General features: G+C 69.0%; 13 protein-coding genes. 4 read left to right on the forward strand and 9 right to left on the reverse strand.

All coding sequences use genetic code 11. The annotated features are described in order from the left end of the window. Positions 1-39: 39 nt before the first annotated feature. The 3 genes from argH to NA3_RS24975 all read right to left on the reverse strand — a co-directional run bounded on the left by argH (position 40) and on the right by NA3_RS24975 (position 3,989). Positions 40-1,455 carry an argininosuccinate lyase gene (argH, locus tag NA3_RS24965; RefSeq protein WP_062966102.1) on the reverse strand — a complete coding sequence of 472 codons (1,416 nt, stop codon included), beginning with the start codon at positions 1,453-1,455 and terminating at the stop codon, positions 40-42. Beyond that, positions 1,452-2,462 carry an SAM-dependent methyltransferase gene (locus tag NA3_RS24970; RefSeq protein WP_062966103.1) on the reverse strand — a complete coding sequence of 337 codons (1,011 nt, stop codon included), beginning with the start codon at positions 2,460-2,462 and terminating at the stop codon, positions 1,452-1,454. The genes argH and NA3_RS24970 overlap by 4 nt, the downstream gene beginning before the upstream one ends. 324 nt (positions 2,463-2,786) lie before the next feature. After that, positions 2,787-3,989, reverse strand: a complete 1,203-nt coding sequence (locus tag NA3_RS24975; protein ID WP_030518242.1) for an argininosuccinate synthase — start codon at positions 3,987-3,989, stop codon at positions 2,787-2,789. Positions 3,990-4,308: 319 nt separating this feature from the next. Here NA3_RS24975 and NA3_RS37140 point away from each other — a divergent pair, with 319 nt between their 5' ends. Then, positions 4,309-4,473, forward strand: a complete 165-nt coding sequence (locus NA3_RS37140) for a hypothetical protein (protein WP_157126597.1) — start codon at positions 4,309-4,311, stop codon at positions 4,471-4,473. A gap of 16 nt (positions 4,474-4,489) precedes the next feature. On the opposite strand, the gene NA3_RS24980 is transcribed toward NA3_RS37140, so the two are convergent. Further along, positions 4,490-5,287, reverse strand: a complete 798-nt coding sequence (locus tag NA3_RS24980; protein WP_062966104.1) for a maleylpyruvate isomerase family mycothiol-dependent enzyme — start codon at positions 5,285-5,287, stop codon at positions 4,490-4,492. 39 nt (positions 5,288-5,326) lie between these two features. Beyond that, the gene (locus NA3_RS24985) at positions 5,327-5,941 is read right to left on the reverse strand and encodes a TetR/AcrR family transcriptional regulator (protein ID WP_062966105.1); all 615 of its coding nucleotides are present in this window, start codon (positions 5,939-5,941) and stop codon (positions 5,327-5,329) included. Between the two features lie 72 nt (positions 5,942-6,013). Between NA3_RS24985 and NA3_RS24990 the strand changes: the two genes are divergently transcribed. Together NA3_RS24990 and NA3_RS24995 are read left to right on the forward strand one after the other, a co-directional pair. Further along, positions 6,014-6,883: an NmrA family NAD(P)-binding protein gene (locus NA3_RS24990; RefSeq protein ID WP_062966106.1), complete on the forward strand. Its 870-nt coding sequence runs from the start codon at positions 6,014-6,016 to the stop codon at positions 6,881-6,883. Between the two features lie 174 nt (positions 6,884-7,057). Further along, a complete protein-coding gene (locus NA3_RS24995) occupies positions 7,058-7,864 on the forward strand; it encodes an SAM-dependent methyltransferase (protein WP_062966107.1) in 807 nt (268 codons plus the stop codon). A gap of 9 nt (positions 7,865-7,873) precedes the next feature. Here NA3_RS24995 and NA3_RS25000 read toward each other — a convergent pair whose 3' ends face one another. Further along, complete coding sequence (locus NA3_RS25000; protein ID WP_062966108.1) at positions 7,874-8,428, reverse strand: TIGR03086 family metal-binding protein; 555 nt, start codon at positions 8,426-8,428, stop codon at positions 7,874-7,876. 77 nt (positions 8,429-8,505) lie between these two features. Between NA3_RS25000 and NA3_RS25005 the strand changes: the two genes are divergently transcribed. Then, entirely contained in the window at positions 8,506-9,108 is a 603-nt protein-coding gene (locus NA3_RS25005; RefSeq protein ID WP_062966109.1) for a TetR/AcrR family transcriptional regulator, read from the forward strand. A 39-nt stretch (positions 9,109-9,147) separates the two neighbouring features. Here NA3_RS25005 and NA3_RS25010 read toward each other — a convergent pair whose 3' ends face one another. Genes NA3_RS25010 through NA3_RS25020 form a run of 3 tightly spaced genes read right to left on the reverse strand, consistent with a single transcriptional unit; the run spans position 9,148 to position 11,809 of the window. Further along, the gene (locus NA3_RS25010; protein WP_039777686.1) at positions 9,148-9,621 is read right to left on the reverse strand and encodes an arginine repressor; all 474 of its coding nucleotides are present in this window, start codon (positions 9,619-9,621) and stop codon (positions 9,148-9,150) included. A gap of 59 nt (positions 9,622-9,680) precedes the next feature. Continuing rightward, positions 9,681-10,619 (reverse strand): ornithine carbamoyltransferase, encoded by a 939-nt coding sequence (gene argF / locus NA3_RS25015; protein WP_062966110.1) that lies wholly within the window; start codon positions 10,617-10,619, stop codon positions 9,681-9,683. Between the two features lie 2 nt (positions 10,620-10,621). Beyond that, positions 10,622-11,809, reverse strand: a complete 1,188-nt coding sequence (locus NA3_RS25020) for an acetylornithine transaminase (protein ID WP_062966333.1) — start codon at positions 11,807-11,809, stop codon at positions 10,622-10,624. Positions 11,810-11,819 lie beyond the last annotated feature (10 nt).

The raw sequence follows: 11,819 nt of genomic DNA on the forward strand, positions 1-11,819 counted from the left end.
TGACCGAGGCGCCCGCACGGGCAGGTCGCGCCCGCTGGATCAGCTCAGCCAGGTGCGAGCTTCGGCGGCGGTGGTACGGACCTCGCCCAGTTGTTCGGCGACCCGCACCCCGGCGGTACCCCCGCGGGAGTTGCGGGAGGCGATCGAGCCCTGCACCGTGAGCACCTCGCGTACCTGCGGCGTCAAGGCCGGATCCACGGCGGCGAACTCGGCGTCGGTCAGCTCGTCCAGGCCGACCCCGCGCGCCTCGGCGGCGCGCACGCACGCACCGGCGGCCTCGTGCGCCACGCGGAACGGAACGCCTTGGCGCACCAGCCATTCGGCGATATCGGTGGCCAGGGTGTATCCGGCGGGCGCCAATTCGGCCATCCGCTCCGTGTGGAAGGTCAGGGTGGAGACGAGACCGGCGATGGCGGGCAGCAGCAGTTCCAGCTGTGCCACCGAATCGAACAGCGGCTCCTTGTCCTCCTGCAGGTCCCGGTTGTAGGCCAGCGGTTGCGCCTTGAGGGTGGCGAGCAGGCCGGTGAGGTTGCCGATCAGGCGTCCGGCCTTACCGCGGGTCAGCTCCGACACGTCGGGATTCTTCTTCTGCGGCATGATCGACGATCCGGTGGACCAGGCATCGGCGAGGGTGATGTAACCGAATTCCGGTGTGCTCCAGATGATGATCTCCTCCGCCATGCGCGACAGATCGACCGCGATCATCGCGAGCACGAAGGCGGCCTCGGCGGCGAAGTCGCGCGCGGAGGTCGCGTCGATCGAATTGGCCGCGGCCGCATCGAAATTCAGATCGGCGGCGATGGCCTCCGGATCGAGACCCAGCGACGATCCGGCCAGCGCACCCGAACCGTACGGGGAGATCGCCGCGCGCTTGTCGAAATCGCGCAGCCGGTCGATATCGCGCAGCAGCGGGTGAGCGTGGGCGAGCAGCTGATGGGCCAGCAGTACGGGCTGCGCGGCCTGCAGATGGGTCTTGCCGGGCATCACGGCATCGGGATGCGCGGCGGCCTGCTCGACCAGGGCGTCGACGACCTCGAGCACGCCGAAGGCGATGCGGCGCACCGCATCACGCAACCACATGCGGAACAGGGTGGCCACCTGGTCGTTGCGGGAGCGTCCCGCGCGCAACCGGCCGCCGAGTTCGGCGCCGACCCGATCGATCAGACCGCGTTCGAGCGCGCCGTGCACGTCCTCGTCGGATTCGGCCGGAGTGAAGGCGCCGGAGGCGACATCGGCCGCGAGCCGGTCGAGCCCGTCCAGCATGCCCGCCAGATCGGCCTCCGACAGCAGTCCGGCCTTGTGCAGCACACGAGCGTGGGCCTTGGACGCGCGAATGTCGTAGGGCGCCAGTGCCCAGTCGAAATGGGTCGATTTGCTCAGCGCCGCCATGGCCGCGGCGGGGCCGGAGGCGAAACGCCCACCCCACAGCGCGCCTTCGTTGGTGGCTTGGCTCATCGGTTCTCGTCTCCTCGTGTGGCGGTCATCAGAATGTGGTGGTTCAGTTCGGCGCGAGCGACATCGGGCTGCTCGCGTCCGTGGTCGGTCAGGACGGCCACCGGGTCGCCGGTCGTCACGGCCCAGCCGCGCGCGGCGAACCATTCGCGCGGGTCGGTGCGGCCCTCCCAGGGGTACCAGAGTTCTTCGAGGTTCAGCGTGATCCCGGCCTCGGCGAGCAGTCGCTTGCGGCGCTCCCGCATCGCCTGCCGGGCGGGCGAATCCTCGCGCCGGCCGCGTCCGATGTTCAGGGCGATCCGGCTGCCGGGTGCGCTGAGCGCCACGACATCGCCGAACAGCCGGTCCTGTGCCTCACCGGGCAGGTAACGCAGCAGCCCCTCCGCCAGCCAGGCGGTCGGAGCGGTGGGTTCGAAACCGTTGTCCCACAGCTCCTTCGGCCAATCCTGGCGCAGATCCACACCGATCGCGCGCCGGTCGGCGGCAGGGTGCGCATCCGCGAGCACGGAGTTCTTGTACTCCAGCACCTTCGGCTGGTCGATCTCGAAAATTACTGTGCCGGAGGGCCACTCGAGCCGGTAGGCACGGGCGTCGAGTCCGCTCGCGAGGATCACGACCTGCCGGATACCCGCGGCGGAGGCGGCAGCGAAGTACTCGTCGAAGTAGACCGTGCGAGCGATGAGCATCGCGGCCAGCGAACTGTAGACAGGGGCGCCCTCGGCGGCTGCGCTGCCGGGGCCGTCCGCACCGCCGCCGGAGTCCGCCGCGCCCTCGCTCACCGAGCTGCCCGCGCCCTCGGCGGCGGAATCGGCACTGCCCGATGCCGCCGCGACCTGAGCGCTCATGATGCGGCTCCAGCCCGAACCGGCGGCCTCGACCAGACGCGCGGCGTAGGGATCACGGAACAGCGCATCGGGGCGCCGGGTCTCGGCCGCCCGCATCGCGGCCACACCGAGGGCGGTCGCGCCGACGCTTTCGGTGATATCCCAGCTGTCGTCGTCACTGCGCACGGACGTCTCCTCCCGTTCGGGCTGCGTCGCCTCCTACACGATGCGCACCCTGCGGTCGTGCGGTGTCACCCGGTCGCAGGCTACTCCGCACCCGGTGCGGCTCCGGACTCCGCACCAGGGCTGTGCGCACTCGGCGCAAGGAGTGCCACAGCCGGACGGTGCCGACTTCGCGCCGGAGGTGGACCCGAATGGCGGAGACGATTGCCGCGACGAAGCGGCACGGTCAGCGAGCGATCGAGGACCGAGCGCACGGGACTCCGCACGGCAACGACCGGCGCGCAGGCCCCCGGCCGGGCGCGCGGCCCGGCCGAGACTGCCGGCGTCCTACTTCTTGGACAGGTCGCGGCGCGCGGCGACCTTCGAGGACAGGCCGTGGATCTGGACGAAGCCCTTGGCCAGCGACTGGTCGAAGCTGTCGCCCTCGTCGTAGGTGGCGAGGTTGAAGTCGTAGAGCGACTCCTCGCTGCGGCGGCCGTTGACGACGACGTTGCCGCCGTGCAGCACCATCCGCACCTCACCGGAGACGTGCTGCTGGGTGTCGCGCACGAAGGCGTCCAGGGCCCGCTTGAGCGGGGAGAACCACAGGCCGTCGTAGACCAGCTCGCCCCAGCGCTGTTCGACCTGGCGCTTGTAGCGGCCGAGTTCGCGCTCGACGGTGACGGCCTCGAGTTCCTGGTGCGCGGTGATCAGCGCGATCGCGCCCGGCGCCTCGTAGATCTCGCGGCTCTTGATGCCCACCAGGCGGTCCTCGACCATGTCCAGCCGGCCCACGCCCTGGCGACCCGCGCGCTTGTTGAGTTCGGTGATCGCCTCGAGCACGCTGACCGGCCGGCCGTCGATCGCGATCGGCACACCCTTGTCGAAGGTGACGATCAGTTCGTCGGGCGCCTCGAAGTTGACGGTCGGGTCGACGGTGTAGTCGTAGACGTCCTTGGTCGGCGCGTTCCACAGATCCTCGAGGAAGCCGGTCTCCACCGCGCGGCCCCACAGGTTCTGGTCGATCGAGAACGGCGACTTCTTGCTGACGGTGATCGGCAGCGCGTTCTCCTCGGCGAAGGCGATGGCCTTCTCCCGGGTCCACGCGTAGTCGCGCACGGGAGCGATGACGTTCAGATCGGGCGCGAGCGCGCCGATGCCGACCTCGAAGCGGACCTGGTCGTTGCCCTTACCGGTGCAGCCGTGCGCGACGGTGGTCGCGCCGTGGTACTCGGCCGCCTCGACCAGATGCTTGACGATCAGCGGGCGGCTGATCGCGGACACCAGCGGGTAGCGGCCCATGTAGAGGGCGTTGGCCTGCACGGTCGGCAAGCAGTATTCGTCGGCGAATTCGTCGCGGGCGTCGACCACGATGGCCTCGACCGCGCCGCAGTCCAGTGCGCGCTGGCGCACCACGTTCATATCCTCGCCGCCCTGGCCCAGATCGATCGCGACGGCGACCACCTCGGCCCCGGTCTCCTTGCCGATCCAGCTGATGGCAACGGAGGTGTCCAACCCGCCGGAATAGGCGAGTACGACGCGATCGGCCATATCTGATGCTCCTCAGGTTCGTGCGTATGCGTAGGGGGTGCGCGATGTCACCGGTGCGATGTGCCGCCGCTACCCGCCCTCGGACGGCTCACATCAACTGCAAATGATTATGCATGATGATGCAATCCCATTCATAACCGGGGGTAGGCATACCACCGCCCGAGCGCCCCGGCGCCCCCGCAGGCCTGCCTCACGGATCGGACAACTACGGACATTCACCCCGAAACCTCTGCGCGTCAATGAGATTGCCGAAACGGGGTATCACCGATATGTCACCCTGATGGTGAACGGACTCCGGTGCCCCGGGAAAGGCGGACCCATGCTCTCCACGTTTGCGGGTTATTTCGGCACGATCGGTTCCGATGTGCTGGCGATCGGCCAATCGGTGATCACCCTCATCACCGACCTCATCGGCGCGGGCGGCGCGGCCACGCCGGGCGGTTTCGGCGGCAACTACCCGCCCGGGCAGTATCCGCTGGCCTGAGTGGCGGGATCGGCATTCATCCGAAGCCGACCCGATCGAGCCAGAAGTCGAACAGTTCCCGATCGCCCAGAATCTCGATTCCGGCATCCTCGACCGGTCGGCGCCGGTAGATCACCAGCAGGAGTTCGGTGAGCGGACCGCGAACCGCCACCGCGGCGCGCTCGTGGGCACGCCGCCAGCCGATGGCGTCGCCGGTGAGATCGACGATCCATTCGGCGTGCAATTCCTCGGGCGTGTCGGTCGCATGGAAGTGCAGGGTGCGGCCGGGCCCGAGCAGTTCCCGTGACTCCGGCTTGTAGTCGAACATGACCGGCAGCGAGGCCAGTTCCAGCCATTCGTCGATGGCGTCGGCGGCCACGTCCGGCGCGGCGTGATAGTCGGCGCCCAGCGCGAGCGTGGCGTCCGCTCGATGGATCAGCGTTTCGTGGGTGAAGCGGCGGGCGTAGAAGTCGGTGGTCGGCACGACCGGCACCGGCGTCCAGAGCGTGCGGCCGGGCCCCGCCTCGCGGAGTTCGGCGGCCAGAGCCGCGGCGCCCTCGGCGAGCCAGTCGCGTAATTGCTCGGGGTCCTCGTCCAGATATCCGGACAGATCCCGGAACGCGAAGTCGTCCTCCGGCAAGGGTTCTCGCACCCGGGCGGCCACGGCCGCCCGGGCCCACCGCTGCGCGCCGCCGAGGTGGCGTCCCAGCTGGCCCACGGTCCAGCCCGGGCAGGTCGGGACGGGAAGCGAGGTGTCGGCGTGCGCGAGTGCGGCTCGCAGCAATTCGGTCTGGGCCACGATCTCATCGCAGTACCGCTCGAAGGTCAGCGCCATGCGCACACCCTAAGCACGGCCACCGACAGACTCGGCGCATCAGGTGTCGCCGAGCACGCCGGTGACGATCCGGCGGATCCGCTCGTAGTCCGGATCGGTCGTGGCCGGTGGCCGTTCGGGCCATTCACCGGGCGCGTCCTCGATGCCGAACAGGACCGCGGTGAAGCGCGGATGGATTGCGAGAGAGAAGATTTCGTCCACCGCGGCGAGCGCCTCGGATTCGGGCATCCGCCACGCCGCCGCCACGAATGCGGCGAGATTGCGCCGCGTGGTCGCGAAGATGGCGTCGTAGAAGTCGGCGGCGGCAGCCGGTACCCGCTCGGCCTCGGCGATCACCAGCCGGCAGGTCCGCACCGACTGGACCCACACCACCGACCACAGGAATCCGACGCAATACCCGGTCACCGCGTCCAGGCGCTCGTCACCGTAGTCCTCGGGAGTCCCCAGCCGGTTCAGATGCAGACCGCGCACGAAGTCGACGACGGCGAGGAACAGCGCGTCCTTGTTCTCGAAGTGCGCGTACAGGGTTCGCTTCGAGGTTTCGGCGCGCGCGGCCAGCACATCCATCGACGTGCGCTCGAACCCCACCTCGAGGAAGACGTCCTTGGCCGTCCACAGGATGTGTTCGCGCAGCCGATCACCACGCCTCGCCATGCGGTCTTCCCTTCCGTCAAAGTAAACGGTACGGTGTAGTTTACTTACGTCGCACTCGTTCAGGAGTAGGTCATGATCGTCGTAACCACACCTACAGGCAGTATCGGACACCAGGTTCTCGATCTCGTCGCCGACAGCGACCAGCCGATCCGGGTGATCGCCCGCGATCCGGCGCGCCTGGCCCCGCACCTCCGCGATCGGGTCGAGGTGGTCCAGGGATCGACCTCCGATCGCGAGGTCGTCGCCGCCGCGCTGAAGGGGGCCGACACCGTGTTCTGGGTGGTTCCGCCGAATCCGGCGGCGCCCAGCGTGCCCGGGCACGTCCTGGAATTCGTGACGCCGCTGTGTGAGGCGCTCGACAGCCTCGGCCGGATCGTCGCCGTATCGAGCCTCGGTCGCGCCAACGGCCGTAAGGCGGGCCAGATTTCGGCGATCTTCGCGATGGACGCGCTGATCGAGAGCAGCGGGGTGCATTACCGGTCGCTGTGCCCGCCGGGATTCATGGACAATATGCTGCGGCAGGTCGACCCGATCCGGAACCTCGGCACCTTCTTCGGCACCATCTCCGGCGATTTCCGCGCGCCCACCTGTGCCACCCGGGATATTGCAGCCGTCGCGGCGCGACTGTTGCTCGACGAGTCCTGGACCGGACAGGACAGCGTGGAGATCCGCGGCCCGGAAGATCTGTCGCACAACGAGATGGCGCGCATCATGTCCGAGGTGCTCGGCCGCTCGATCGGCTACCAGCAGGTCCCGGCGGCCGACTACGCGGCGTCGCTGACGGCACACGGGATGAGCCCGGCCTGGGCGCAGGGCCTGGTGGATATGTCGGCCGCGGTCGAGGACGGTCTCTACGACACGCCGCGCACACCGGAGTCCTACTCCCCCACCAGCTTCCGGCAGTGGTGCGAGGAGGTGCTCGCTCCGGCGGTCGCCGGCTGATTCGCCGATCCGGTCGCCCGAATCCGGAATGTCGTCCGCGGAATCGGCGGAGCCCGTTCCGGATGCCCCAAACCCTTTGATCGCCAACACCTTCCGGTCGGCGCGGATTCCGTGCACGTGCGCTTGGTTTCGAATACCATCCGAACGACACGATCCCGCGCCGACAGGACTGTGATGACCGCATCCGACAGCAGTGCGACCTCCGATGCCGAGGCGCCCAGCAGTGCCCGCATCTACGACTACGCATTGGGCGGCAAGGACAACTACGAAGTCGACCGCCGCGCCCTCGAGAAGGTCATGGAGGGTTTTCCGACGGTACGGATCGCGGCCCGGCACAACCGGCAGTTCATGCATCGCGCGGTCGGCGTCCTCGCCGACGCCGGGGTGAAACAGTTTCTCGACATCGGCACGGGCATTCCGACCGAACCCAATCTGCATCAAGTGGCACAGGAGCGGGCGCCGGAGGCCCGCGTGGTGTACGTCGATCACGACCCGGTGGTGCTGGCTCACGCGCGCGCCCTGCTCGCGGGATCACCCGAGGGCCGCACCACCTTCATTCGGGCCGACCTCACCGATCCCGAGGCGATCATGTCCGCACCGGAATTGCGCGAGACCCTCGATCTGGCCAGTCCGGTGGCGTTGAGCCTGGTCGCGGTGCTGCATTTCCTGTCCGCCGAACAGAATCCGGCCGGCGTGCTGAAAACCCTGCTCGACAACCTCGCGCCCGGCTCGTTCGTCATCGCGTCACACATCACCGCCGATCTGGACCCGGAAGGGATGGACCGGGCGCTCGAGATGTATCGCCGCAGCGCCGTGTACGCGCAGGCCCGCACCCGCGACGAATTCGCCGCCTTCTTCGACGGCCTCGAACTGCTGGATCCGGGCGTGGTCGCGGTCAATCGCTGGCGCCCCGGCATCGAACCCCCATCCTGGCTCGACGCCCAGGTCAACTGCTGGGGCGCGGTCGCGCGCAAGCCGTAGCGTCGGCGCTCAGCAGCGCCAGTCCGGGTCGCGGCCGAGAAGGGCGACGATATTCTCCAGCGGCGTGCGGGATTCGTCCTCGGCCAGCCCGGGCCGGTAGGCGCCGCCCGGGCCGTTGAGCGGGCTGCCCGGCGCGGTGATCGAGCGGGCGATCGGCAATGCCACCGCCGTCAATCGCCGCGGGACGAGACAGGGTCGGTTCAGCGCCCGTGCGAGGTCCCAGCGGTGAGTGAGCATGTCCACCAGGTGGACGCCCAGCACTCGCTCGGTGGCGAGCGGGCCGGACCGCGGCAGTTCCACGACCTCGCGCGAGCGCTCGATCGCCGCGATCCACCGGGCGGTGATGTGCGCGAACGCGGCGCGCGGATCGTCCGCGAATTCGGCCGAGGTGCCGAGCACGGAGGCGTTGACCGCCTCGTGCCGCTCGTTCATATGCGTGATCAGATCGGCGACATTCCATCCCGCGCACGGCGTCGGCGCGGTGAGATCCGCATCGTCGAGTGTGACCACATCATGGCCGATCAGGGCCAGGGCCATCGCGTCCAGCCGCAGAAGTTCGCTCATGACAATACCTTTCACCGTTTAGCGTACGATCGTTCGCCAAATGACTATAGCGAACGAACGGACGCTATGCTTGGCTCATGTCCCCTCGCCGTTCCGCCGCCGACGCCGCCCACACCCGGGAGCGCATCATCTCGGCCGCGGTCGAACAGGCCTCGCTGGTCGGGGTGGAGGGCGTGACCATCGGATCGCTCGCCGAGAGCCTGGACATGAGCAAGGCCGGGGTCGTGGGGCCCTTCGGATCGCGTGAGCAGTTGCAGCTGAGTGCACTGGAGCAGGCCGGGACGATCTTCCGAGAAGCGGTAATCGCCCCGCTGGACGGGGTACCGCCGGGCACCGAACGGCTGACGCGTCTGATCGACAACTGGATCGGCTATCTGGCCGAATGCCCGTTTCCGGGAGGCTGTTTCGTCACCGCGGCCTCGACCGAACTCGACGGCCGGCCGGGAGTGCTGCGGGACCGCCTCCGCGCCTACGTGACCGGCGCACGTGCGGCGCTGGAATCCGAAATCCTTGCGTACCAGGCGGAATCGGAGGGTCCCCATCGCCCGGCGGACGAACTGGTCACCACTGTCATCGGCATCACGATGGCGGTCAACCAGGAAATACAACTCCTCGAGGATCCCCGCGCCGCCGAACGCGGGAGGGCGGCACTTCGAGCGGCCCTCGGACTGACGCCGTGACGCACACGTACCAGGCGGGTCGATCCCCGATTCGGCCGTCTACGCCAGGTGTTCGATCTTCGCGGCCAGCTCCGCACCGGTCATGGGTTCGCGGGCGATCACCGCGATGGTGTCGTCGCCGGCGATCGTGCCGACCACCTCGGGTAGGGCAGCGCGGTCGAGCGCGCTCGCAAGGAAGTGCGCCGCACCCGGCGGCGTGCGCAGGACCGCGAGGTTGCCGCTGTGATCGGTGGAGACCAGCAGGTCGCCGAGCAGTTTCGAGAGCCGGGACGTGCCGCCGGTGACGCCGCGCACGGGGCTGCCGTCCTCGGGGACGACGTAGATGCCGGCGCCACCGTCGGCCGCGCGCAGCTTCACCGCGCCGAGTTCGTCCAGATCACGCGACAGCGTGGCCTGGGTGGTTTCGATGCCCTCGTCGGCGAGCAGGGCCGCCAACTCGGTCTGGCTGCGAACGGCGTGGGCGGACAACAGTTCCACGATGCGCTGCTGGCGCCCGGCGCGGGTGCGGGCGATGGCCGGGCCGGTGCGCGGACCCTCCGATCCGGCAGCCGACCCGTTCGCTCTGGCCGTGCTCACGCCGCACCGCCCGATCGTCGCTCCAGCAACCACACCAGCAGCGCCTTCTGCGCGTGCAGCCGATTCTCGGCCTCGTCCCACACCACACTGTGCGGGCCGTCGAGCACCTCGTCGGTGATCTCCTCACCGCGATGCGCCGGAAGACAATGCAGCACAACAACATCCGAGGTGGCATGAGCGAGCAGCTCGGCGTTCAGCTGGTACGGGCGGAACGGGCCGACCCGGTCGAGGCCGTCGTTCTCCTGCCCCATCGAGGTCCAGGTGTCGGTGACCAGGGCGTCGGCGCCGGTGGCCGCCGCGACGGGATCGTCGGTCAGGGTGATCGTGGCGCCGGTTTCGGCGGCCCGTTTGCGGGCGGCCTCGAGCACCCAGTCGTAGGGCTGGAAACCTTCGGGCGCGGCGATGGTGACGTCCAGCCCGGCGGTGACGCCGCCCAGCAGCAGCGAATGCGCCATATTGTTCGCACCGTCGCCGAAGTAGGTGAGTTTGCGACCCGCGAGCTCGCCTTTGTGCTCCCGCAAGGTCAGCAGATCGGCCAGCACCTGGCACGGATGGAATTCGTTGGACAGCGCGTTCACCACCGGAACCGTTGCCGCCGAGGCCATCTCGTCGAGCCGGTGCTGTTCGAAGGTGCGCCAGACGACGGCGTCGACGTAGCGCGACAGCACCCGGCCGGTATCGGCGAGGGTCTCCTCGCGGCCCAGCTGGGTGTCGCGGCCGTCGACCACGACCGCGTGCCCACCGAGTTGCGCGATGCCCATCTCGAAGGAGAACCGCGTGCGGGTGGAGTTCTTCTCGAAGATCACGCCCACCCCGCGCGGTCCCTCCAGCGGCCGCCGGGAGACCGGCGCCGCCTTCAATTCCGCGGCCAGCGCGAGGATTTCGGCCTGTTCGGCGGGCGTGACGTCGTCGTCGCGCAGGAAATGCCGCACCATGGTCACTCACTCTCCTGGGAAGCCGCGTCGAGGATGCCGGGCAGATCGGCGAGGAAGCCCTCCGCCTGCGCCTCGGTCAGGATCAGCGGCGGGGCCAACCGGATCACATTCGGCTTGGGCGGGTTGATCAAATAGCCGGCGGCGCGCGCGGCCTGCTCGACCTTCGCCGAAACGTCCTGTGTCAGTTGGATTCCGATGAGCAGCCCCGCGCCGCGCACGTGGTCGATCAGCGGGTGGCCGAGGTCCTCGATGCCGTCGATCAGCGTCTTGCCGACCGATTCGACATGGGCCGCCAGTCCCTGCTCGTCGATGGTCCGCAGCACCGCCAGCGCCGCCGCGGCGCTGACCGGATTGCCACCGAAGGTGGTGCCGTGCAGTCCGGGGGTCAGCAGCTGCGCCGCCGGGCCCTGTGCCAGCACCGCGCCGATGGGCAGACCGCCACCGAGCCCCTTGGCCAGCGTCATCACATCGGGCACGATGCCCGCGGCGTGATGGGCGAAAAACGGTCCGGTGCGGCAGATTCCGGTCTGCACCTCGTCGAGGACCAGCAGCGCGCCGTGCTCGGAGGTGATCCGGCGGGCCTCGGCCAGATAGTCCGGCGGCGGCACGACCACACCGCTCTCCCCCATGATCGGCTCGAGGAAGACCGCGGCCGTGTCGTCGTCCACCGCAGCGGCCAGCGCGGCGGCGTCACCGTAGGGCACGTGGATGACACCGGGCGGCATCGGTTCGAACGGCGCCCGCTTCGAAGGCTGGCCGGTCAGCGCGAGCGCGCCCATGGTGCGGCCGTGGAAGGCCTCGTCGCAGGCCACGATCTTGTGCCGTCCGGTCAGGCGCGCGATCTTGAACGCCGCCTCGTTGGCCTCGGTGCCCGAATTGCAGAAGAACGCCCGGCCGGTGCCGTCACCGAAATGCGCGAGCAGCTTCTCGGCCAGTTCGAGAACCGGCTCGCTGACATACAGATTCGAGACGTGCCCGAGGGTCCCGAGCTGCTGGGTGACGGCTTCCACGATCGCCGGATGGGCGTGGCCCAGGCTGTTGACCGCGATACCGCCCAGGAAGTCGACGTAGCGGTTGCCGTCTGCGTCGTACACCACCGCACCCGAGCCGCGCACCAGCGCCACCTTCGGGGTGCCGTAGTTGTTCATCAGCGCGGACGCCCACCGCTGCTGCAATTGCTCTGTGCTCATGCCGTTGTCG

It is taken from the genome of Nocardia africana NBRC 100379 (assembly GCF_001612635.1).
GTDB classification, from domain to species: domain Bacteria; phylum Actinomycetota; class Actinomycetes; order Mycobacteriales; family Mycobacteriaceae; genus Nocardia; species Nocardia africana.